We start from the raw sequence: 22275 nt of genomic DNA, 5'->3' as shown, positions 1-22275 counted from the left end.
GTAGCGCCACGCAATGGCGCCGCAGGCTCAATGCCTGCGGCGCCATTTTTTATTTCAGCGAGGATTACCGGCAACGACAACTGCCCGAACCATCCACATGATGCGTGCAGCCCGCGCGCCGGGGCGGATTCGTCCTGAACGTTCGAGTTCCGCGAGCCCATGCAGGGCGGCCCAAAACGTCTCGGTCACGTCCTCGACATCGGTGCAAAACGGCGCGACGACCGATGCAAGCGCTTCGAAACCCGCGCGCAGTTCTGGCCGCGTCTCGGCCTCAGCAAACAGCAGATTCGTCGGCAGCGTAAACATGGCCTCGTAGAGTGCAGGACAACGCACGGCAAAGCCGAGATAGGCCATGGCGACATTTTCGAGGGCGTTCTGTTGCCCGGTCGATCCACGCGCTGCGTCCTGAAGCGCGACGGCAAGCTCCTGGAAACCCTCGACGGCAACCGCAGCCACGATTGCATCCCTGTTCTCGAAATGCGAGTAGAGAACCGGCTGGCTATATTCAATCTCTTCGGCGAGGCGGCGAACCGTTACGGCATCCCAGCCTTCGCGCTCAGCGATCAACCGCGCTGCCGCGACGATGCGCGACTCGCGCTCTGCCCGTTGCCTGCCTTTGCGCTCCGCGATACTCAACTTTTCGTCTCCCTGACTGCGATGGTCCACATGCCTCGCGATGATACGGAAGCTTGAAATTCTAGCAATGCTAGATTATATTCTTCCACTATACCCCGAAGCATAGGACTACGCGATGCATCCGCTTTCGATTGGACTAGCGCTGTTCCTCGCCGTCGCGATTATCGTGATCGGAACCCTATATCTTGTGAGGCCAAGGACTGCGACACGCAGTTTCGGCCTGCCGCTTCCCGAAAAGGGCGCCAACATGGCCTGGTGGCTTCGCCTCAAGGGCGTGCGCGACATTGCGTCGGGATTGGCGGTGCTCGCGTTCATGGTGTGGGGCACGCCTCTGGCGATCGGCATCCTCCTGCTCGCGCAAGCCTGCATCCCTGCGGGCGACATGCTGGTCATTCTGGCGGCGAAAGGCTCCGCCAAAAGCGCCTTCGGCATGCACGGCGCGACAGCCGCGGTGATGGTCTTCACGGCAATTTCGCTGCTGATGGGCGGGCGCTGAGATGATCCATACGCTTTCGATCTGGCTTCTCGTTGCCGGCTTCTTTGGCGCGGGCGTCTTCAACGCGATCGGCACGCCCGCGGCGCAAAGCGATTTCGCCCGGTGGGGTTACCCGCGCTGGTGGGGCCGGTTGACCGGCACACTGGAAGTGACGTGCGCCCTGCTGATTGCGCTTCCCGCCAGTCGCATGGCTGGCCTGGCGCTTGGGGCGCTAATCATTGCGGCTGCGGTTTTGACTGTTCTGCGTCACCGCGACTTCACGCATCTGGTGCCGCTTGGTGTCTTTGTCGCCGTAATCACGCTTGCAGGCCTATCGACGTGAACTGTGCGCCGATTGCGTCCCGTGCAATCAGCGCACGAACCGGATGTCCTGCCTGTTTGCCACCGCGGTGTATTCAACCGTTCCCGCCGTGAAAGAGCGTTAGCTTGTTCGATACCGAAGTGACGCCCTGCACCGAACGCGTAACCTCTTCCGCCTGGCGGATCTGATCGCCAGTGCGAACCGTTCCGCTCAGCGTCACGGCGCCGCTACGCGCGCGAACGAAAACGCCGGAAACGTTGAACCCTTGCGCTCTGGACAACGCACGCCGCACAGCACGGGCGAGTGCGCGGTCCGACTTCGTCGCGCTGGGCGCTGCCTGCGTCGTGGACGGCGCCATCGACGCGTCCATTGGCGCACTCGCCGACTGGGCTTGAGCGATCCCAGCAGCGGTCAACAGAAAAAACGCACACAAGGCGTATCGCAGGTTCGATTTCATGACCTCCTCCTGTCGTTGCCGCGCAGAGATGCAGCGGCCGCAATCCATATTGCACCTCCATGCGCACACTTGCTCCGGCGGCGCGCAAAATGGCCGAATTTTCCCGCTCGTTCGTCGTCCGTTTTACCCCGTTCTACCGCTGGATCAGACTAAAACGCTAATGGTTAGCTGTAATCGCGTGAACGCTTCACGTCCTTTGCTTCCATGTCGACCGCGCCGCTGCGCGGCAATTCACGCGGCGTTTCGGGCGTTTCGCTTTGCGCCATGCCCTCCTTGAATCCCTTCACCGCACCGCCCAGATCGCCGCCAATGTTTCGTAGCTTCTTCGTACCGAAAATTAGTGCCACGATTAGGAGAACGATCATCCAGTGCCAAATGCTCAATGAACCCATAACTGAAATCCCTCACTTTCCCGTCGCGCGCTTCGCTCGCGACCAATAACATGAACCTTGCGGCCCGCTACGCGCTATTGGAACGCGAGGATGTATCCCAGTCATTTCGTGGACCGGTCGTTTTGTAGACACCTGTACCGACGCACACTGCAGATACACTCCAATACAAATCGAAGTGTGTAATATCGACTGCAACGTTTCTTTGGGAGCCGTCCCATGCTGAGGGTACTTGAACCGGGCGACTACTTCGGCACCACCACCCTGCAATACGGCGATGACGGCATCTCGGTCGTGGAGACGCATTTCGCAACGGATCTGATCATCCCGCAGCACGAACATGTGAATCCGTTTTTCTGTTTCGTGCTGGACGGCCGCGGTACACGATCCTGGCCGACACGCCGTGGCGAGGACGGCCCGATGTCACTGACGTTTTTCCCCGCGGGCGTACCGCATGCAAATTGTTGGTACGGGTCCGGCGGACGGGCACTCCATCTCGAGTTTTCGCCCGCGTGGCTGCAGCGGCTTGGTGGCCGCACACGGGTTCTCGATCGTCCCGATGACTTTGCCAGCGGAACACCGCTGTCGTTCATGCGCCGCCTGGTGCGCGAGTGCCGCGAGCAGGATTCGGCTACGCCGTTGGCCGTGGAAGGTCTGGTACTCGAACTTCTTGCAGCGTGCGAGCGGTCCGTCCCGCGTGCGGCAACGGTTGTCGGTTCGCGTCGATGGCTCGGCCGCGTGGAGGCATTGCTGCACGATCGCTTTCGCGAGTCGTTGACGCTGGATGAAATTGCTTCGGACAACCATGTTTGCGCCGACCATCTCGCACGTGAATTCCGCAAGCACTTTGGCTGCACGGTGGGTGAGTACGTGCGCCAGCTTCGGCTTGACTTCGCCTGCGATCAATTGACCCGTGGCCACGATTCGCTCGCAGCCATCGCCCAGGCCGCCGGCTTCACCGACCAAAGCCACTTTACGCGCGTCTTTCGTCGCCGGATGGGTCTGACACCCGGCGCGTACCGCGCGCAGTTGCTCGAACATCGCTCCCGTACCAAAGACTGACGCTCCGGTGCAAGACCCACAGAACGCCTATCGCCTAGAGTGGCTCGCATGTTCCATACGAACCCGCGCACGAACCCGCGCACGAACCAGCGTTCATGGAGATTGATGTGAGCACCGATGCCTTTCCGTATCTGACCCGTATTAACGTCCTCCACTCATTCGGCGAAATCATCGACATTCCTGCCCTCGTGGCGGCGAACACCCATCCCTGGTACAACCAGACGCTCTGTGAAGTGAATCAGTCGGTGGTTCGGCTGGGCGTCGTGCAAGGCGAATATCACTGGCACAAACATGACGCAGAGGACGAGTTCTTTTATGTCGTGAGCGGACGCTTTCTGATTGATCTTGAGGACCGCGTTGTGGAGTTGAGTCCGGGACACGCTTTTGTCGTACGTAAAGGCCTGCTGCATCGCCCGCGAGCGCCAGAGAAAACGGTGATCCTGATGGTCGAGGCAACGGGAATCGTTCCTACTGGGAACGCGTGATGTCTCGCTGCTATTCAGCGACGGCATAAAAAACGCCGTTTGCAATCGTCAAATCAGTGAACTGAGGCCAGAAAAAAGGCTTGTTCGCAACGCGGAGGCGCGCTCGCCACCCCTAGAATTTGATCGTGTATTCACGTTACACAACGCCCGAGCGTCCGATCCCCAATCGGATCGCTTTCTCCTATCGGATTTCCGGTTAATTCAGCATGACACGGCTCGCACGGCACTACGTCCCAGAACAACCGCAGCACGTTATCTTGCAGGGGCTCACAGGGCCCGCATTTCTCGACGAAGGAGACTATCTTTACTTTCTCGCCTGCCTGGCGGACGCCGCGCGCGTTGCCGATCTGGCAGTCCACGCGTGGGTACTCATGCCCGACGCGGTGCAGTTCCTCGTCACGCCTTCATACGAGTCGAGCGTGGCCATGGCGATGCAGGCGGTCAGCCGTCGCTATGTCGAAACTTTCAACCGCCGCCATGGACGCCGCGGTACGGTGTGGCGTGGCGGGTACCACGCAACCGTGATCGAGCCCGACCGCTATTTCCTGCTCGCAAGCCAGGTCATCGATCATGCGCCGGTGCGCGCTGGCCTCGCGGCCGAACCGGGAAACTACGCGTGGTCGAGCTACTCGCACCACGTCGGGCTGCGCGTCGATCGCTTCATCAAGGAACATCCGCTCTATCGCGCGCTCGGCAATACGCCGTTCGAGCGCTACGAGTCATATCGCGATTTGGGCGCACAGCCTCTTGATGAGCGCGAGGTCGATAATCTGATGCAGTCCACGCTCAAGGGTTGGGTGCTCGGCAGCGCCGCGTATTGCGAGTGGGCGGCGCAGACAGCCAACCGGCGATTGACGCCGCTACTGCTGCGCGACCGCCCGCCCAAGGTTCGCGCGGCAGGCGCCTTTGCGCACGAAGGCAACTAAGGAAGAAGCCAGGAAACCTTGCTCGTTTGGGAGGTGCAATGCCTGGCGACTATCCACGCCGCTTCGCAGCACGCTTGTGCTGAGGCTGCTGCGCAGCGCGAAGTTCGGACGCATCGAGAAAGAAGTCCGGGTTGCCGGCCATGCGCTCGACCATGAAGTCGATGAACGTCTTCACGCGCAGCGATTGTTCAGTTCGATGCTTATAGTAGATGTAAATCGTGCCGTATTCGGTGGTGTGCTCCATCAATAACGGAATGAGCCGGCCGCTGCGAATATGCGTCGTGGCGTTAAAGCTGCCCAACTGCCCGATGCCGAGCCCCGAAAGCACAGCCTGCGTTTCCAGTTCCGTATCGTTCACGCAAATGGCGGCGGGCACGTCGCGATAGACGATTTCGTCGCCGATACGGAACTGCCACTGCGCAAGCTTTCCCGTGTTTGCGCGGCGGTACCCGGTGCAGCGATGTTGAGCGAGTTCCTCAATCGTGCGCGGCGCGCCATTGCGCTCGATATATTCCGGCGAAGCGCACACGATCAGCTGAATCGGCACCAGCCGGCGTGCGATCGACCCACCCGAAGGCGGCGGCCCACCGCGAAATCCCACGTCGGAGCGGTCGGTCACGAGATCCGTGAATTGATCGTCGAATTGCACTTCGAGTTGCACGTTCTGGTAGCGCTTCTGGAATTCCTCGAAGTACGGCCACAGGACCGGGAGCCCGAATGCTCGCGGCGCGCTCACGCGCAGCATGCCTGCCACATCCTCTTGCGAACGCCGGGCCTCGTCGAGCGCAGACGCCAGAATGGCGAGCGCCGGCTCCACGCTGTGGAGAAGCCGCTGGCCCTCCTCAGTCAAGCTCAACTTGCGGGTGGTCCGATGAAAGAGCCGCACGCCCAGCTCCTTCTCCAATTGCATCACCGCATGGCTCGCGGCCTGCGGCGAGATGCCTTGATCGACCGCCGCGCCGCGCAGGCTTCCGAGCGCCGCGGCCCGCACGAAAGTGGTGATCGCACGAATTTCGTTCATTTCCGGAACCCCCGATTCGCAAACAAACGTTGATTATCACTCCAGCAATATACGGCTAGTTCGTGTCAATCGTCGCGCTTACCATGGCGTCACCTCATCACACACGTAGGAGAGACATCATGGCTGACGCTCAACAAGGTGGCTTCAAACGCGTATGGTTCATCACCGGCGCTTCGCGAGGCATTGGCGCATTGATTGCCGAAGCAGCGCTCGCAAACGGCAATGCTGTCGTGGCCGCCGGACGTAACGTGCAGGCTATCGTTGAGCGTCTGGGCGAGTCGGCTGCGTTGCTGCCGGTTGCGCTCGACGTGACCAACGAGGCCCAGGCCAAGCAGGCAGTGCAGTTGGCGCTCGAGCAATTCGGCCGCGTCGATGTGCTGGTCAACAACGCCGGCTTCGGTCTGCTCGGTGCGATCGAAGAATCCGCCGACAAGGACGTGCGCCGCATGTACGACACGAATGTATTCGGACTGCTGAACGTCACGCGCGCTGTGTTGCCGACGATGCGCGCAAACCGCGCGGGTCACGTGATCAATATTTCATCGATTGGCGGCTATCGGGCCGCGGCCGGATTCGGCGTGTACTCGTCGACGAAGTTCGCCGTCGAAGGCATTACGGAAGCATTGCATGCCGAACTGAAACCGCTGGGCATTCACGCAACCGTTGTCGAGCCGGGGTATTTCCGCACGGACTTTCTCGATGCGTCCTCGCTGGTCGTGGCGCCCGACGTGATCGCCGATTACGACGAAACCTCGGGCGCGGTTCGCCGCAAGGCCGAGCAAATGAATCACAATCAGCCCGGCGACCCGACGAAGCTTGCTGCCGCATTGATCACGCTCGTCGACGCGGCTAACCCGCCGCTGCGCCTTCCGCTCGGTACGGACACCCTGGCCGCCATCGCTGCGAAAAATGCTTATGTGACGCAGGAAACGCAAACGTGGAAGGACCTGTCTGCGTCGACCGATTTCGCTGCATGACTGGCGCGCCCGGGTAGGACCGCTCAGCGACAGCAGGCGGAATCAGTAGCGCGCAAGCTGGCTGCCGTTGACCTGCACGCGGTCGCCCGGGCGCAGGTCGCCGGGCGTCGGCACGTTGAACGCGCGGGTGGAGCCGTCGCTCAGTTGCACGTCGATCTGGAATCCTGCGGGCTGGCCCATCTGCTGACCGATCTGGTTGCCCGCATAAGCGCCGCCCAGCGCGCCGATGACAGTAGCGGCATCGCGGCCGTGGCCGCCGCCGATCTGATTGCCGAGCACGCCACCAGCCAATGCGCCGACCACGGCCCCGGCGATGCCCGATGCGCCGGTCGCGCTACTCAAGGGCTGAATCCTCGAGATCGTGCCGTACTGCGTGCCATATTGGTTGCCGTATTGCGAGTTGTACTGCGAACCGTACTGGCCGTTGCTTTGCGTGTCATACGGCTGTTGCGGCGCGGGCGGCGGTACGTAGGCGGGTTGCTGCACGGTGCCCGGTTGTGCATAAGCAGGCTGGCTGTACTGGGCCTGGTAGCCTTGCTGTGCGCCGTACGGCGTGTATCCCGGGGCAACGCATGCCGACAACGAGAGACTTGCTGCGGCGACAAGCGCGGCAGTGAGAACGGACCTGGTAGAGAACATGGGCATCACAAGTGTGGTTCGCATTGCCGCCGCGCCGGGCACGACAAGCGTAAAGAGGAAGGCGACAAGCGCGGCAGTATACGGAAAGCGCGTACAAACGGGCGCTGCGCGACGGTAACAACGTGTAAAGTCCGTTGCTGGGTGAACGGCGCGGGCGCTTTCTTCACTTCGTACTGCGCCGGGTCCGCCGAGTGGCCTAAGGCAAGATGAACGCGTAAGTCACGCGCGCCCGTCGCATCGCGCCGCTAGCGTTGCGCCCATCACACGCGTGGAGACGTGCTATGAATCGCTTCCCAACATTGCGCCCTGCGCTGACCGCGTTGGCGCTCCTGTTGACCGCCTGTACCGCCGGCGGCATGCCGCAAAGCGGGCCGCATCTGAGCCCAACGCAGTGCCGCGACCTTGCCGCGCTTAAACGCAACGCGCCTGCGACGATGGCGCAACACCAGAGCGAACTCGCAGCTCTGAGAAAAGCGGGCTACAACCCGTCACCATGGAACGACCCCTACTATCCCGAGGATCTGGAGGCGGCGCAGCGCCGGGTCGACGATTGGTTCAACACGGAGTGCCCGCCGTTTCATCCTGGATGAGATGACGCGATCCAACGACTTCCGTCGCGAGACTATGCACACCATGACGTAATACGTTGCGCGCGCAGCCATTTGTATCGCGAATTGCGCCACGACGAAGAATGTGTATGCTATCCGTAATAGATAATCGCATTGCAGCGTCGATGGATAAAAAGGCAAATATTCTGTGGGACGACGGGGAACGTATCTTCTGGAGGGAACCGTCCTCGACGCTAGCTGGCCAGGCTGTATTGCATGCGCGGCTCGCCGCAGAGCAGCCCTCGCCCGCGAGTCTCGAGCGTCTTGCCCGCGAGTTCGGGCTCAGAGACGAGCTTGATGGCGAATGGGCAGTGCGCCCGCAAAGACTGGTGCGCGAAGGCGGTCAGGCCTTGTTGTCGTTCGACGACCCCGGCGGCGAGCCGCTTGCAAGGCTGCTTGGCGCGCCGCTCGAGACCGGGTATTTCCTCGAACTCGCCATTGGCATTGCCGCCGCGCTCGGCAAGCTGCATCAGCGGGGCCTCGTCCACAAGGACCTCAAGCCCGCGCACATCTTCGTGCATTGCGCCGATGGGCGGCCACGGCTCGCCGGATTTGGCCTGGCCTCGCGCCTGCCACGCGAGCGGCATGCACCGGAGCCCCCCGAAACCATCGCCGGAACGCTCGCCTACATGGCGCCCGAGCAGACTGGCCGGATGAATCGCTCGGCCGATTCGCGCAGCGATCTGTATTCGCTCGGTGTCACGTTCTACCAGATGCTCACGGGCGCCCTGCCGTTTGCCGCCAGCGACGCCATGGAATGGGTGCACTGCCATATCGCAAGAACGCCGTTGCCGCCGCACACGCGCGCGGATGCCGTCCCCACAGCCATCTCGCGCATCGTCATGAAGCTGCTCGCGAAGACCGCCGAGGAGCGCTACCAGAGTGCCGCCGGTGTCGAGCACGATCTGCGGCGTTGCCTCGCCCACTGGCAGCGTCACCGTCACATCGACGACTTCGCACTGGACGAACACGGCGCCCCTGGCCGGCTGATGATTCCCGAGCGGCTTTACGGGCGCGAGCGCGAAGTCGATTCCCTCGTCACCACGTTCGCCCGTATTCTCGAGAACGGCATGCCGGAACTGGTGCTCGTTTCCGGTTATTCGGGCATCGGCAAATCGTCGGTGGTCAATGAGCTGCACAAGATACTCGTGCCGCCACGTGGATTGTTTGCGTCCGGCAAGTTCGACCAGTACAAGCGCGATATCCCCTACGCCACGCTTGTTCAGGCGTTCCAGGGGCTGGTGCGCATGCTTCTGGGCAAGTCCGAAGCGGAGCTGACCCGCTGGCGCACCGCATTGCTCGAGGCGCTGGCGCAGAATGCGGCCCTCGTGAGCGACCTGATCCCTGAACTGAAGCTCATCATCGGCGAGCCGCCCCCCGTTCCGAAACTTGAACCACAGCAGGCGAAACAGCGCTTCCTGCAGGTGTTCCGGCGCTTCATCGGCGTATTCGCCCAGGCCGATCATCCGCTGGCGCTTTTTCTCGACGACCTGCAGTGGCTCGATGCAGCGACACTGGACCTGCTCGCGGATCTGCTGTGCCAGCCGGACCTGCGCTACCTGATGGTCATTGGCGCCTACCGCGACAACGAGGTGGATGCCACCCATGCGCTGACGCTCAGGCTTCAGGCCGTCCGGAACGCGGGCGCGAAGATAGCGGAAATCCGGCTCGCGCCGCTCAACCGTGCGCACATCGGGCGTCTGATCGCCGATGCGCTCCACTGTGCGCCCGAATCGATCGAGCCTCTGGCGCACCTCGTGCGTGACAAGACCGGCGGCAATCCGTTCTTCGTCATCCAGTTCCTGCATGCGCTGGCCGAAGGCGATCTATTGACGTTCGACCCTGATGCGCGGCAGTGGCGCTGGGATACCGAGCGCATCCACGCGAAGGGTTACACCGACAACATCGTGGACCTGATGGCCGGCAAGCTGACCCGCCTGCCGTGCGCAACGCAGCACGCGCTGCAGCAGCTTGCCTGCCTCGGGAACGTCGCGGACATCGCCACCCTCTCGGCTGTGCTCGGCATGCAGGAGACGCAGGTTCATGCCGTGTTGTGGGAGGCGGTTCGCCAGGAACTGGCCGTGCGGCTCGACGGCGCTTACGCCTTCGTTCATGACCGGGTCCATCAAGCCGCCTATTCGCTGATCCCGGAGGCATCGCGCGCCGACGCCCATCTGCGCATCGGCCGGCTGCTCATCGCGCAGACGCCGGACGACAAGCGCGAGGAGGCGATCTTCGAGATCGTGGGGCAACTCAATCGCGGGGCCGTGCTGATCGGCGACCAGGACGAACGCGAGCAACTGGCCGAACTCAACCTGCTCGCCGGCCAGCGCGCCAGGGCGTCGACGGCCTACACCTCGGCGCTCGCCTATTTCAGCACCGGCGCGGCGGTACTGGGCGACGATTGCTGGCAGCGTCGCCATGACCTGCTCTTCACGCTAGCGTTGAACCGGGCCGAATGCGAAATCCTCACGGGACAGCTGCTGGCCGCCGAAGCGCAACTCGCGGCCCTGGCAAGGCGTGCCTCGACCCCGCCCGAACGCGCCCAGGTCGCATGCAGGCAGATGGAGATCTACGTGCTCCTTCGCCAGACTGACACCGCGATCGCTGTTGGCCTCGCCTTCCTTCGTCACGCAGGCATCGCGTGGTCGCCTCATCCGGATGAGATGACCACGCGCAGCGAATACGAGCGCATCACGTCACTGCTCGGCGACCGGAGCATCGAAGCACTCATCGATCTGCCGCCAATGAACGACGTGGCCGCCCTGGCAACCATCGAGGTGCTGACCACCCTCGTCCTGCCTGCCATCGACACCGATGCGAACCTTGCCTGCCTGACGCTGTGCAAGGCAATCAATCTCAGTCTCGAGCATGGCAACGCCGATGCCTCGTGCGTGGCCTACGCGCGTTTGCCCAGATTTTCCGTCCTGCTTTTCGGCGACTACAAAGTCGGCTTTGAATTCGGCCGGCTCGCCTGCAAACTCGTGGAAGAGCGCGGCCTCGAACGGTATGAAACGCGCACGTATCTGTGCTACTCGCTGTATGTCGCCCGCTGGGTGGAACCCGTGCGGGCATGCATTGACCAGCTGCGCTGCGTGTTCGACACGGCGCACCGGACCGGCGACCTGACATATGGCGCCGTCGCGTACGCGCACCTCGTCCAGACACTGCTTCTCATCGGCGACCCGCTGCCCGACGTACAACGCGAGGTCGAGTCCTGCCTTGCGCACGCGAAGAAGCTGCAGTTCGGCATCACCGTCGACTTTATCGAAGAAAAACTCGCGTTGATCCGGACCCTCCGGGGCTTGACGCCCGTCTCAGGCAACCTTGACGACGCGCAGTCTGACCAGCTGCACGCTGACCCCGGCCTGCCCCAGTCCCCTGTTGAAAACACAAGATGGTACTGGCTCCGGAAACTGCAGGAGTGCTATCTAGCTGGCGAGTATGAGGCAGCCATGGCGGCTGCGTCGAACGCACAAGGTCTCATCTGGACCACCGCGTACGTCTACAACGAGGCGGCCGAATACTACCTCTATGCCGCGCTGGCGCATGCTGCCCGTTGCGACGCCATCCCGTGTGGCGAACTACCGCAGCACCTGGAAGCACTGAGTTCCCGTCACGACCAGCTTCGCATCTGGGCGAATCTGTGCGCGGAGAACTTCGCAAGCCATGCCGCGCTGGTCGGTGCCGAAATCGCCCGTATCGAGAACCGCGTAGTCGACGCCGAGATGCTCTACGAGCAGGCTATCGAAACAGCAAAAGAAAGCGGCTTTACGCACGTCGAAGCAACGGCCAACGAACTCGCTTCGCGCTTTTATGCAGCCCGCGGCCTTCAGAAGATTGCGCGTGTGTACATGCAGGACGCACACTACGGCTATCTGCGCTGGGGCGCCAACGCAAAGGCGCGGCAGCTCGAGGAAAAGTATCGGTACCTGCGGACCGAAGAGACCGTGCCCGGACCGACGAATACGATAGCCGCGCCAATCGAGCACCTCGAGCTGGCGACCGTGATCAAGGTCTTGCAGGCGGCTTCAGGCGAGATCCACCTTGAAAGGCTGATCGAGATGGTCATGCGCACGGCCATCGAACAGGCGGGCGCGCAGCGAGGTCTGCTGATCCTTTCCGACGGGGATGATCACCGCATCGCAGCGCAGGCCACTATTGCCGGCGACGGGGTGCGCGTGCAACTGTCCGACGAACCGGTCACTGCTGCGTTGTTGCCGGAATCGATCCTCAACCATGTCCTGCGTACGCGCGAGAACCTCTTCCTGGACGACGCCGCAACCGATCCCAAGGCCGATGCCGATCCCTACGTGCGCGAACATCGCGCACGCTCCATTCTGTGCCTGCCGCTGATGAACGGCGCCAAGCTCATGGGCGCGCTCTACCTCGAGAACCATCTCACTGCCCGTGTGTTCAGCCCCGCCCGGATCGCCGTGCTGAAGCTGGTGGCCTCGCAGGCTGCGATTTCGCTCGAGAATGCCCGTTTGTATCGCGACGTTGCGCAACGCGAAGCCAAAATCCGCCGCCTCGTCGACGCCAATCTCATTGGGATTTTCATCTGGGGCCTCGACGGACGACTGATCGACGCCAACGATTCATTTCTCCACATGTGCCAGTACGAGCGTGAGGATCTGGAGGCCGGGCTCCGATGGTACGACATGACGCCTCCCGAATGGCAAGCGCGCGTCCCACGCGAGTTGGAAGAGCTTGAGGCGACCGGCGCGCTGCAACCCTGCGAAAAGGAGTTCTTCAGGAAAGACGGCAGCCGCGTACCCGTCCTCATCGCCGGCGCGGCATTCGAAGAACAGCCGAACCAGGGCGTGGCTTACGTGCTCGATTTGACCGGGCAGAAGCAGGCGGAAATGAGAATCCGCGAGAGCGAAGAACGCTATCGCGAGATCCAGGCCGAACTCGCCCATGCGAACCGTGTTGCGACCATGGGGCAACTCGCGGCCTCGATCGCTCACGAAGTCAGTCAGCCCATTGCCGCGACGGTGAGCTATGCCGAGGCTGCACTGCGATGGCTGAACCGCGAGCCTGCCAACCTCACCGAGGCCGGCCTAGCGCTAGGCGGGATTGTCAGGGACGCCAACCGTGCCGGGGACGTGCTCTGGCGGCTGCGGCAACTGATCAGAAAAGCGCCACGCAAAAAGGAACCCGTCAACCTCAACGAGGCGATTCGCGAGATCGCCGAACTGGTCCAGGGAGAAGCACGCAAGAGCGGCACCCAGCTCACGTTGCAACTCGCGGAAGATTTGCCGGTTATCGAAGGCGACCGTGTGGAACTGCAGCAGGTGCTGCTGAACCTGATCATCAATGCGCTCGAGGCGATGAGCAGCCTCGATGGCGTGCGGCACGTGCACATCAGCACCGGCGAGGCCGAGGGTGCCTGCGTGATCGTGACGGTGCGCGACTCGGGCCCAGGCTTTGGCCCGAATGCCGAGAACGCGTTCAACGCGTTCTATACCACGAAGGAGACCGGGCTCGGCATGGGGCTTTCAATTTGCCGCTCGATCATCGACGCACATGGCGGTCGCCTGTGGGCGAGCGACTGCTCGCCGCGCGGCGCAGCCGTTCAATTTACGGTACCGCGGCATTCCGCCGTTTGATCGCGACTGTAGCGGTTGCCACCAACAGGCGGCGTCAACGAGCGCTTAGGAGCCCGGATTGTGAGCGTTGCCCGGGCATTTGCGTGATCGCTCGAGGAAAAAGGCATACAGGCATTTTTACGTGACCGCTTTGATCGCCACATACCTGGCCCGCGTAATCGACGACATCAACCGCCGCCAAGTGGGTTGACGGGGCGGTTGAACAGGCGGCCAACTGCACTGCAAACTGGAGAGCCACGACAACGCGCAACATGGAATAGACCCAGGAAAGACATTCAGCCAGGCGGGTGTGCACATCGGAACAGCTTCGTCAGTTTTGATCGGGCGCGGGCATGGGGCGCTTCAGAGATGCGGCCGTGCTGTCGGCTTGGGCGTTCCCATGGACGAGCAGGTCGTACTTATCCTTCGAAATTCCGCGTTCGGCGTAAATAAAGGCCGCGACTTGCCAGATTGTGTCGTCCGACTGCGTCTTCCCAAACGACGGCATGGCCGTCATGTTCACGCCATGCTTGATCGTCCAGAACATCAGAGCGGGCTTATTCCGGCGGCTCGCAGACAACAGCGAGGGCGCGGCGGGCTGAATACCCTGCCCAACCGCACTCAGTGGCCGGTCAGGTGCACCGTGGCAGAGAGCACAGCTTGCGTCATACATTCGTGCACCTGAACGAATGTTTTCAAATGAAAGCAAGTCGCCAGGCGCGACATCGGAACCGGCATGCCGATGCAACGAGGCCTCGTACGTTCCGTGCAGCAGCTTCGCGACGATCGGGTTGTCTTTGGAGCTTGCCGAGACGTCATACACCCCGGAGTACATGAAGGCCAAACCTGCGGCACCGAGCACGACGAAGAGCGCCACAACGGTCACGACAACGGTCGCAATTCTGGTACGAAGAAACATCATGATGTTTGTATCGCGCAGCGTGTGTGGAGCTTCAATTCTCCATAGACCGGCTTGCCGAAAAGTGACGCGTGGATTACCGATTTGTTATCTTGGGTCGGCCCGCAACCCGACCTGAGCGCCCTCGCCCCGCACCTTGAACGACCATCGCCGTGCGGCCAGCAACGACCAGTCGGTGGTAAGGTGCCTCGGAGATTCGGACGTTCACTTCGCGCCGGTATCGGCCCTCGCCAAAGTCCATGCGCTCGAGATGATCCCCTCTGCCCGGTACGTTCTGGCATTCGTTGTCAATGTGGCATTGCCTGCATTGGCTTACCGGATAGCGCTTCCCCACTGGGGGACACCCGGCGCGCTGATGGCGTCGAGCATACCGTTGCTGGCCTGGATCACTTTCGATTTCGCCCGTTTTCGGCACTTCGATGCCTTGAGCGCAATCGTCCTCGCGAGCCTGGCGCTGTCGCTCGCCTTGCTAACTTCGCCTGCTGGTCGATGGTTGCGCGAAGCACGTGAACCCCTGGTAGGTGGTTTCATTGGCGTGCTTTTTCTCCTCTCCTTGCTGGTCAAGCGCCCACTCGTGTTCTATCTCGCGAGATCGACGCTGGCGCGAGAGCGCGAGGGACGCGAACGGGAATTCGACGAAATGTGGCAATCGCGCCCGGCACTCGCGCGATCGATCCGGCTCATGACGGCCGTTTGGGGAATCGGCCTCGTCGCCGAAAACGTGATTCGGGTCTATATCGTCGGGTACCTTGCCGGGCACGACGTGGATCGGCTCTCCACTTTGGTCAGATATGGCGCTTATGCCGGGCTGACGGCCTGGTCGATTCTGTACCGACGCGCCTACATCAGGAATCAGCAACCGCATGCCCAGTTTGAGAAATGATCCCGGCTTGAGACAGACAGCGCGCATGAAATGTCGGTCGCGATCTGCATTCCCGTATCAATGGAACAGTTCGGCGTGAGCCAGTATTCCGCGACCGAGTCCCCCGGTTATGAGCACGCTGCCGTTACCCAGTAGCGTGGCCGTGTGCTGCTCGCGCGCCCAGCTCAGGCTTGCGGTCGGCGTCCAGGTGCCCGTGGCGGGATCGTAGAGCTCGTCCGAGTAGAGGTCGCTCCCGGCCAGTCCGGCGGCGGCAAGCACGCGGCCGTTGGGCAGCAACGTGGCGCTCAGGAAGTCGCGCGCATGGATCAGGCTGCCAGTCGGTGTCCATGTGCCAGCGGGGACGTACCGTTCGACCGACGACAGTTCGACGTTTCCGTCCGTTCCGCCTATGGCCAGCACCGTACCGTCAGGCAGCAACGCCGTGGCGAAGTTGGTGCGCACCTGACTCATGCTACCCGTGGGTGACCAGGTGCCCGTTGACGGGTTGTAGAGTTCCGCAGAAGCCAGGACGCCTGAATCCGTCGCCCCGCCCACGACGAGAACGAGACCGTTGCCCAACAGCGTCGCAGTATGGGAGAAGCGCGCTTGCGCCATGCTGCCTGTTGGCGACCAGGTTCCCGTTGCCGGGTTGTACAACTCTGCCGACGACAGCGTTCCCGACTTTCCCTCGCCGCCCGCAACGAGCACGAGGCCGTTGGGTAACAGCGTGGCCGTGTGAGCGTCACGCGCATCGCTCATGCTGCCGGTGGACGACCAGCTACCGGAAGCCGGGTCGTACAACTCCGCCGACGACTGTTCACTGCCAACGCCCGTTTTGAATCCACCCGCCACGAGCACGTGGCCGTTGGGGAGCAGCGTCGCCGAGTGGGATTGCCGCGCCTGGCTCAGGCCGCCAGTCAATGTCCAGGTGTTCGCAACCGGATCGTACAGTTCGGTGGAGGCAGTGACCTGTCTTCTTTGCCCCCCGGCGACGAGGACCTGGCCATTGGACAGGAGCGTGGCGGTGTGCCGGAACCGCCCCTGACTCATGGAACCAGCCGGTGTCCACGCTCCGGTCGCCGGTTCGTCGATGCCGATGACGATCTGCACCGTGACGCTGCCAGCGCTGTTGCTGCCGGTAAACGTATAGGTCGTCGGCGGCTGCGCCGTGGTCGGCGTCCCGCTGATCGCGCCCGTCTGCGGATTCAGGCTCAATCCGGCAGGCAACGCGGGCGAGACCGAGAAGGAGGTGATTTCATCGCCGGTGGACTGCGGCTCGTCGTACGAGATTGGATGGCCCACGACGTAGATGGGAGCGAGATCCCAATAGCTGAGGCTCGCCGGCGGCTGAGTGACTGCGTGCACCTCGATCGTGAGTTGAGTCTCGACAAAATCGGCACTGTTGCTGCCGGTCACCGTGTAGACGGCCGGCGGACTGACTGCCAGCGGTGTGCCGGAAATGACGCCTGTTTGCGGATCGAACTGAAGCCCCGCAGGCAGGGCCGGCGAAATGCTGTACAGGGTAATTTCTCCGCCTGTGGCGATCGGCGTGTTGGGAATGATTGCCGCGTTGGTCGTATAGATCACTGCGGCGTTCAGGTAGCTCAGGCTTTCCGGGGGGACCACTTCAGCCTTGACCTCGATCTCGACCTTGATGGACTCGCTTCCCGCCGCATTGCTGGCGTTGATCGTGTAAATCGTGTCGGGAGAAACGCCATTTGGCGTGCCGCTGATCGCGCAGGTCTGAGGATCGAGCGATAGCCCCGCCGGCAAAGGCGGCGATATGCTGCACTGTGTAATGGGGCCACCGCCGATGCTGAGCGTATCGGGAACAATTTCAGCGCCCTGCGAGTAGACCACTGCAACGTCGCGTTCGGTCAATCCGGCCGGCGCCGACACGGGCGTGGTGTTGCCGCCTCCACCACCACCGCTGCAACCTGCAGCCAGCGTCGCGGCAAGCAGCAGCGCGCAGGTCACGTTTTGCCTGATATGCATGGATTCGACCCTCGCTCGGTTTTATCAGCTTAGGTCGTGTGGCGAAAATCAGCCAAAAAATAGTGGCGAGCGCGGCATGACCTGGTTAGGAAACGTGCCCAGTAACTCCCGTATGAGCATGACATTCGCGTCCAGAGCTGGCTTACGCCACCGTGGGTTAGTTATCCGAAATTGATCGTCTGGGTTAGTCTGGCTTATCGAGCCACTTCATCACGATAGAACGCGCAGACGGCAGCGTCTCGTTTTCACGCTGGACGGCCTCCATCAAATGATGGAGGCCAAAACGATCACTCGCGCATACGATTGAAATGAACGACAACGTCAACGTTTGAGCGCTATAAAGTGCGGCAAACGTCGAACGAAAGTCCGGGCCGTTTGCGGCCCGAATCAACTGGAGTCACTCACCTGGAGGTGGGCAATCATGAAGCCGCTAGTCCACACAGTTTGCGCGGTCGCCGTTATTGCGATGCCAATTGCATCGTCGGCGCAGTCAGACGGGGCGCTGACGCGCTCGCAAGTGCAAGCAGAAATCGCTCAGCTACAACAAGCCGGCTTCAATCCGGCGAATGCGAATACCGTCGACTTTCCTGCCAATATGCAGGCCAACGAGACCAGTGCTGCGGGCCAGAGCAGCGGCTATGGCCCTGCAACGAACGGGTCGTCCCAGACGGGACGTCCGGCCAGCCCGAGTGGGATGAAGCCGGTTTTCTTTGGCGGGTCGTAAGCGTTTTCGTCTGATTGATCTGGGCGATGTGGAGCACGCCGTCTGTAGTTGGGACGGCGTGGGAGGTCGTACTGTGCGCCGCGATGGCGGCCGAATGTCGGTCGCCACTTGCGGATTGCCGCCGCTGCGAGCTTTCGTTGGCGGCAATGCTGTCGTTGCATAGACAGCCATCAGACATTGCATCCGTGCTCCCACCTTCTAAGTAAACATTTCCGGCCGCAAGTCGCTGACCTCGATGATCACATCGGCCGGCAGATTTGCCCGACGTGCGGCGGCGCGGATGGCGTCGGCGTTGGGTGCCTCATACAGGCAATAAGTCTTCTTCTTGTCGGCGCTGAGAAACGAAAAAAGCCACTCGACGCCTTCCTCGTCGTTGATTCTTTTCACAGTTGCAGCACTTTCTCCCGTGACCTCGAGTTGTTCTGCAAAATTGCGTTCAATCATAAAGCGCGGCATGTGACTCTCCTTGAGTAGCGGCGGATCATTGCGCGTCAAACGGTGCGCCAGCCTGTGCTATCTTCTGGGCCAAGCTTCTGTCTGCGCGGTGCCGATGCGCTCCACGAGCGCGAACATCTTGAGTTTTTTGGCTGCGGCCGCGGCCATCGACAGCAGATTTTGCGCTCGTGCTCTATCTTCGCTGCCATTGCGCGCCGCCAGCATGAGCGCGTATTCATGCCGGCCATGCGCCAGCCAGGGCCACGCGCGCAAGCGCTCATCCATGTGCAGCGCGTATTCGAAATGCTGTTCGGCAGCAGACCAATCGCCGAGAGCATGGGCCAGTATGCCAAGAAACCGTGCCGCAGATCCGCAGCAAAGCGTAAAGACTGGAACCGTGACGACCTGATCGCGGAATGGCAGGAGAAGGGCATAGATCCGTTCGGCACGTTCGACGTCCCGCAGGCGCGCGGCAACTTCAGCTAGATAGGTCAACGTAACAAGCCGCTTGCTGTCCACGGGGATACCGGATTCCGATTCCGAGATCCGTTCGAGATTGTCACGGGCCTGCGCTTCGAAGCCGAGATCATTGCAAATCAACATGAATCCTGGCCGCCACGTAGTGTCCTCGGAATGCTCATCGACAAACCGCTTGAAGATCGGCGCTACCTCAGCGAGCCGGCCCTGTTCGCGGCGGACCGTAAACATCTGCATGCCGTAGACGCCCGTTGCGAGATTCGCGTCAGCGTTCTGCGCCATCTGCAACGAGTCGCGCGTCTTGCGCTCCGCCTCAGCGAAGTCGCCAACGAGTATGGCCCGCATTGCCTGGGCCCCCGTAACGCACCACTTGTCGACGAAGTGCTGTCCGCTGGCGGCAATCTCCCGATACCGTTCCAGCGCGCTCTCAAAACTGTCCACCTCGCCGATCTCCAGATAGCCGGCAAGACATCGGGCGCACGCATGACCGATGGTATGGGCATCGCCGAGATCTTCCGCAATCTGCCTGAGCTCAAGCAACACGCTTTCTCGCTGCGCAAACCGGTTAGCAGGCAACGGGAGAGCCCCGACATGCATCAATTCGCACGCCAATGCGTCGAACAGGCTCGGCAGATCGTTCAGGCGTCGGGCGAGATCGACGACCTCCAGCGAAAATTCACTACGATGTTCGCGTGCACCGGTCATATGAACTGTGCGAACAAGGCGACTCAACAGGCGGCAACGTTCGACCGACTCCTCGGTGCCGATCAGGGTGAGCGCCTCCTCCAGCAGAGAAATCGATTCATCTCCGGAGCCTTCGAGGAACGTCTCGGCGGTGTCAAACTCCAACGCTGCCTGCACGAGATGCGACGTCAGCTTCCGTTCGCGGGCAATGCAGGCCGCCTCGCGGAAGGTCGCGATCGCCTCGCGCTGCGCCAGTCTGAGCTCTGCTCTGCCTCTTGTCAGCAGCAGCGTCAGCAGGTGGCTGGACCGAGTCGGCTCGCTGCAGGAGCAGCGGTTGACCAGCTCAAGACCGCGCCGCACATGGGCGATCGCCTCGTCGTAGGCGGCACCCGCAAGTGCCCGCTGCCCGGCCTGCTGCCAATAGCCGATCGCGCGATCCGGCAGATCGGCTGCAGCGAAGTTTTGAGCGATCAGTTCGGGTTGCCGCTCGACGACGTCCGGATAATGTTCTTCAAGAGCGGCGGCGATTAGCGCATGGTAGTGGCGACGGTGCGCAAGCAGCAGGGATTGGTATGCAATCTCCTGGATCAATGCGTGCCGGAATAAATAGGCGTCCCCGCCAGTGAGTTTCCCTGAAGCTGGAATAATGATTTCGGCCGCGATCAGGCAATTGAGCTTTTGCTGAAGTTCATCCTCCGGCCTCGACGCAATCAACCCAAGCAGCTTCCTGCCGAACTCGCGTCCCACTGTCGCTGCGATCTGCGCGGTTTCCTTGACTGCTGGCTCCAGCCGGTCGAGCCGCGACAGCAGCGAGCCCTGCAGCGTGTCCGGAATCGCGATCGTCTGCGCCGTGCCTTTCAACTCGTAGCTGAGGCCGGCATCCTGCAACAGATCGCCCTGGAGCACGGCCTTGGTCAGCTCCTCGACGAAAAGCGGCACACCGTCCGTCTTTGAGACGATCTGATCGAGTACCAGATCCGGAAGCCGTTTGCCACCCGTCAGTCGCCTGATCATCGCAACGCAATCGCGGCGCGATAGCCGATCGAGATTGATCTGTACGAGATGAGGGTAAGTCCATCCCGGCTCAAACTCGGGCCGCGCGGTGACCAGTACCATTAGCCTGGCGGACACCAGTTGTTCAACCGCAAGCCGAACAAACTCCAGGGATGACGGATCGATCCAGTGCGCGTCTTCAACAACGACAAGTACCGGCTGAACGCGCGTTGACGCTTCGAGCATCGCCACCAGCACGTCGAGCGTCCGGCGCTTGAAGGAAGGGGAAGAGGTGTCAACGGCCGGACGGCGATCTCCTTTTGGCATCCAGAGCAAGTTTGAAAGAACAAGAAGCGTCTCGTCGGCATCGACCCCGAGCCTTGCAATCCCGGCCGCCAGGCGCTCCCTATCCGATGCATTCGAAGCGTCCAGGCCGACGCCGAACGTGCGCTGAAGCCAGCGTTGTACCGGCCAAAATGGGCTGTTGCGATAGTACGCGGAACAGTGAAGCGAAATGATCGTATGCGCATCTTCACTCATGCCGTCGCAGAGCGCCCGCAGCACGCGAGATTTGCCGATTCCCGGCGCGCCGGTCAACAGCACGCAGCGCATTTCGCCATCGACACTCTGTTTCCAGCGCCGCCGGATCATCTCGAGTTCCGCGGTCCGGCCGATGAGCGGTGTGATCCCTTGGGCCGCCCTGATTTCGAAGCGGTCGATCGTATCCGCTTGCGCGAGTACACGTTGAACCCGGACCGGACCCGTGACCCCCTTCAGTTCATGGCATCCAAGGTCTTCAAGCTTGAACGATCCTTCGATCAGGCGCTGGGTGGCCGGTCCCACGACTATCGCATCGGGCGGGGCGAGCGACTGTAGCCTCGCGGCGATGATTGGCGCCTCTCCAACGATCGAGCGCTGAACGAGCGAAGATCCAGCGCCAATCGCGCCGACTACGACAAGTCCCGTCTCGATCCCTATCCGCGCCTGCAGGCGCACGCCGTACTCCGGCTCGATGAATTCGTTGGCCTCACGAAGCGCAGCTATGGCGGCGAGAGAGGCAAGCACCGCACGTATGGCATCGTCTTCGTGCGAATCGGGATAGCCGAAATAGACGTCCAGGCCGTCGCCGATATAGTGAGCGATATGGCCTTCGTGAGCTTCAATCGCGCGTGCACAAGCTTGATGGTAGACCCCTAGCAGACGTCGCATGTCCTCTGGATCGAATCGCTCCGCTAGCGCTGTCGAATCGATGAGGTCGACGAACATCACCGTGATTTGCCGCCTCTCTGCATCGATGGCTTCGGAAGCCGGCGACGAAGACAAGGCTCTGCATGCCTCCACCGGCACAATCGAATGTGCGTGGGCTTCGGTCAGCGCCGCAAGTCCTTTTGCGAGCCGCTTCCGGTCGCCAAGGGTAAGGCCAAGCTCCTTCAGGTCAGCCTCGGAAAGATCGCCGAGCACATCCCAGTCAATCCCTTGCGACCTGAACTTTGCAGCGTGCGCGCCAAGGCCAACCTGCGCTAACCATGTCGTCAGATCGTCGGTCATTGCTGCATCTCTGGAATGCCCATCCAGCCTTATCATCGGCGAGGTAGCGC

19 protein-coding genes are annotated in these 22275 nt (G+C 61.7%); 10 read left to right on the top strand and 9 right to left on the bottom strand.

Annotation, left to right across the window (positions count from 1 at the left end; translation table 11 throughout):
* Positions 1-54: 54 nt before the first annotated feature.
* Positions 55-666 carry a TetR/AcrR family transcriptional regulator gene (locus tag U5A57_RS19355; RefSeq protein WP_321913274.1) on the bottom strand — a complete coding sequence of 204 codons (612 nt, stop codon included), beginning with the start codon at positions 664-666 and terminating at the stop codon, positions 55-57.
* An 85-nt stretch (positions 667-751) separates the two neighbouring features.
* On the opposite strand from U5A57_RS19355, the gene U5A57_RS19350 reads away from it, so the two are divergent.
* Together U5A57_RS19350 and U5A57_RS19345 are read left to right on the top strand one after the other, a co-directional pair.
* A complete protein-coding gene (locus tag U5A57_RS19350; RefSeq protein WP_321913273.1) occupies positions 752-1132 on the top strand; it encodes a DUF4267 domain-containing protein in 381 nt (126 codons plus the stop codon).
* 1 nt (position 1133) lies between these two features.
* A complete protein-coding gene (locus U5A57_RS19345; protein WP_321913272.1) occupies positions 1134-1454 on the top strand; it encodes a DoxX family protein in 321 nt (106 codons plus the stop codon).
* Positions 1455-1527: 73 nt separating this feature from the next.
* On the opposite strand, the gene U5A57_RS19340 is transcribed toward U5A57_RS19345, so the two are convergent.
* Positions 1528-1890: a BON domain-containing protein gene (locus U5A57_RS19340; protein ID WP_321913271.1), complete on the bottom strand. Its 363-nt coding sequence runs from the start codon at positions 1888-1890 to the stop codon at positions 1528-1530.
* A 164-nt stretch (positions 1891-2054) separates the two neighbouring features.
* Positions 2055-2282, bottom strand: coding sequence for a Sec-independent protein translocase subunit TatA (tatA, locus tag U5A57_RS19335; RefSeq protein WP_321913270.1), 228 nt, complete (start codon positions 2280-2282; stop codon positions 2055-2057).
* Between the two features lie 216 nt (positions 2283-2498).
* On the opposite strand from tatA, the gene U5A57_RS19330 reads away from it, so the two are divergent.
* The 3 genes from U5A57_RS19330 to U5A57_RS19320 all read left to right on the top strand — a co-directional run bounded on the left by U5A57_RS19330 (position 2499) and on the right by U5A57_RS19320 (position 4752).
* Entirely contained in the window at positions 2499-3341 is an 843-nt protein-coding gene (locus U5A57_RS19330; RefSeq protein WP_321913269.1) for an AraC family transcriptional regulator, read from the top strand.
* Positions 3342-3448: 107 nt separating this feature from the next.
* Positions 3449-3826 carry a cupin domain-containing protein gene (locus U5A57_RS19325; protein ID WP_321913268.1) on the top strand — a complete coding sequence of 126 codons (378 nt, stop codon included), beginning with the start codon at positions 3449-3451 and terminating at the stop codon, positions 3824-3826.
* Positions 3827-4032: 206 nt separating this feature from the next.
* The gene (locus tag U5A57_RS19320; protein WP_321913267.1) at positions 4033-4752 is read left to right on the top strand and encodes a transposase; all 720 of its coding nucleotides are present in this window, start codon (positions 4033-4035) and stop codon (positions 4750-4752) included.
* A 49-nt stretch (positions 4753-4801) separates the two neighbouring features.
* On the opposite strand, the gene U5A57_RS19315 is transcribed toward U5A57_RS19320, so the two are convergent.
* Entirely contained in the window at positions 4802-5773 is a 972-nt protein-coding gene (locus U5A57_RS19315; protein WP_321913266.1) for a LysR family transcriptional regulator, read from the bottom strand.
* A 119-nt stretch (positions 5774-5892) separates the two neighbouring features.
* On the opposite strand from U5A57_RS19315, the gene U5A57_RS19310 reads away from it, so the two are divergent.
* Entirely contained in the window at positions 5893-6750 is an 858-nt protein-coding gene (locus tag U5A57_RS19310; RefSeq protein WP_321913265.1) for an oxidoreductase, read from the top strand.
* A 42-nt stretch (positions 6751-6792) separates the two neighbouring features.
* Here the strand turns inward: U5A57_RS19310 and U5A57_RS19305 are convergent, their stop codons facing one another.
* Positions 6793-7398 (bottom strand): glycine zipper 2TM domain-containing protein, encoded by a 606-nt coding sequence (locus U5A57_RS19305; protein WP_321913409.1) that lies wholly within the window; start codon positions 7396-7398, stop codon positions 6793-6795.
* A 272-nt stretch (positions 7399-7670) separates the two neighbouring features.
* Between U5A57_RS19305 and U5A57_RS19300 the strand changes: the two genes are divergently transcribed.
* Both U5A57_RS19300 and U5A57_RS19295 read left to right on the top strand, forming a co-directional pair.
* Positions 7671-7979 (top strand): DUF4148 domain-containing protein, encoded by a 309-nt coding sequence (locus tag U5A57_RS19300; RefSeq protein ID WP_321913264.1) that lies wholly within the window; start codon positions 7671-7673, stop codon positions 7977-7979.
* Positions 7980-8122: 143 nt separating this feature from the next.
* Entirely contained in the window at positions 8123-13609 is a 5487-nt protein-coding gene (locus U5A57_RS19295) for an AAA family ATPase (protein ID WP_321913263.1), read from the top strand.
* 310 nt (positions 13610-13919) lie between these two features.
* Here the strand turns inward: U5A57_RS19295 and U5A57_RS19290 are convergent, their stop codons facing one another.
* Positions 13920-14510: a cytochrome c gene (locus U5A57_RS19290; protein WP_321913262.1), complete on the bottom strand. Its 591-nt coding sequence runs from the start codon at positions 14508-14510 to the stop codon at positions 13920-13922.
* 133 nt (positions 14511-14643) lie between these two features.
* Here U5A57_RS19290 and U5A57_RS19285 point away from each other — a divergent pair, with 133 nt between their 5' ends.
* Complete coding sequence (locus U5A57_RS19285) at positions 14644-15390, top strand: VC0807 family protein (protein ID WP_321913261.1); 747 nt, start codon at positions 14644-14646, stop codon at positions 15388-15390.
* A 57-nt stretch (positions 15391-15447) separates the two neighbouring features.
* Here the strand turns inward: U5A57_RS19285 and U5A57_RS19280 are convergent, their stop codons facing one another.
* Positions 15448-17364, bottom strand: coding sequence for a kelch repeat-containing protein (locus tag U5A57_RS19280; RefSeq protein ID WP_321913260.1), 1917 nt, complete (start codon positions 17362-17364; stop codon positions 15448-15450).
* A 421-nt stretch (positions 17365-17785) separates the two neighbouring features.
* Between U5A57_RS19280 and U5A57_RS19275 the strand changes: the two genes are divergently transcribed.
* Positions 17786-18088 (top strand): DUF4148 domain-containing protein, encoded by a 303-nt coding sequence (locus tag U5A57_RS19275; RefSeq protein WP_321913259.1) that lies wholly within the window; start codon positions 17786-17788, stop codon positions 18086-18088.
* Between the two features lie 198 nt (positions 18089-18286).
* On the opposite strand, the gene U5A57_RS19270 is transcribed toward U5A57_RS19275, so the two are convergent.
* Together U5A57_RS19270 and U5A57_RS19265 are read right to left on the bottom strand one after the other, a co-directional pair.
* Positions 18287-18544 carry a DUF4242 domain-containing protein gene (locus U5A57_RS19270; protein WP_321913258.1) on the bottom strand — a complete coding sequence of 86 codons (258 nt, stop codon included), beginning with the start codon at positions 18542-18544 and terminating at the stop codon, positions 18287-18289.
* Positions 18545-18601: 57 nt separating this feature from the next.
* Positions 18602-22225 carry an AAA family ATPase gene (locus tag U5A57_RS19265; protein ID WP_321913257.1) on the bottom strand — a complete coding sequence of 1208 codons (3624 nt, stop codon included), beginning with the start codon at positions 22223-22225 and terminating at the stop codon, positions 18602-18604.
* Positions 22226-22275 lie beyond the last annotated feature (50 nt).

The organism is Paraburkholderia sp. J11-2 (genome assembly GCF_905220185.1).
Lineage (GTDB): Bacteria > Pseudomonadota > Gammaproteobacteria > Burkholderiales > Burkholderiaceae > Paraburkholderia.
The sequence above is the reverse complement of the archived record's forward strand: the minus strand, read 5'-3'. Positions and strand labels throughout refer to the sequence as shown.

What these genes read in the sequence shown, in the direction of transcription:
- U5A57_RS19350 (WP_321913273.1), top strand. Translation starts at nt 752, where the DNA reads ATGCATCCGCTTTCGATTGGACTAGCGCTGTTCCTCGCCGTCGCGATT.
- U5A57_RS19345 (WP_321913272.1), top strand. Translation starts at nt 1,134, where the DNA reads ATGATCCATACGCTTTCGATCTGGCTTCTCGTTGCCGGCTTCTTTGGC.
- U5A57_RS19340 (WP_321913271.1), bottom strand. Translation starts at nt 1,890, where the DNA reads ATGAAATCGAACCTGCGATACGCCTTGTGTGCGTTTTTTCTGTTGACC.
- tatA (WP_321913270.1), bottom strand. Translation starts at nt 2,282, where the DNA reads ATGGGTTCATTGAGCATTTGGCACTGGATGATCGTTCTCCTAATCGTG.
- U5A57_RS19330 (WP_321913269.1), top strand. Translation starts at nt 2,499, where the DNA reads ATGCTGAGGGTACTTGAACCGGGCGACTACTTCGGCACCACCACCCTG.
- U5A57_RS19320 (WP_321913267.1), top strand. Translation starts at nt 4,033, where the DNA reads ATGACACGGCTCGCACGGCACTACGTCCCAGAACAACCGCAGCACGTT.
- U5A57_RS19315 (WP_321913266.1), bottom strand. Translation starts at nt 5,773, where the DNA reads ATGAACGAAATTCGTGCGATCACCACTTTCGTGCGGGCCGCGGCGCTC.
- U5A57_RS19310 (WP_321913265.1), top strand. Translation starts at nt 5,893, where the DNA reads ATGGCTGACGCTCAACAAGGTGGCTTCAAACGCGTATGGTTCATCACC.
- U5A57_RS19300 (WP_321913264.1), top strand. Translation starts at nt 7,671, where the DNA reads ATGAATCGCTTCCCAACATTGCGCCCTGCGCTGACCGCGTTGGCGCTC.
- U5A57_RS19295 (WP_321913263.1), top strand. Translation starts at nt 8,123, where the DNA reads ATGGATAAAAAGGCAAATATTCTGTGGGACGACGGGGAACGTATCTTC.
- U5A57_RS19290 (WP_321913262.1), bottom strand. Translation starts at nt 14,510, where the DNA reads ATGATGTTTCTTCGTACCAGAATTGCGACCGTTGTCGTGACCGTTGTG.
- U5A57_RS19280 (WP_321913260.1), bottom strand. Translation starts at nt 17,364, where the DNA reads ATGCATATCAGGCAAAACGTGACCTGCGCGCTGCTGCTTGCCGCGACG.
- U5A57_RS19275 (WP_321913259.1), top strand. Translation starts at nt 17,786, where the DNA reads ATGAAGCCGCTAGTCCACACAGTTTGCGCGGTCGCCGTTATTGCGATG.
- U5A57_RS19270 (WP_321913258.1), bottom strand. Translation starts at nt 18,544, where the DNA reads ATGCCGCGCTTTATGATTGAACGCAATTTTGCAGAACAACTCGAGGTC.
- U5A57_RS19265 (WP_321913257.1), bottom strand. Translation starts at nt 22,225, where the DNA reads ATGACCGACGATCTGACGACATGGTTAGCGCAGGTTGGCCTTGGCGCG.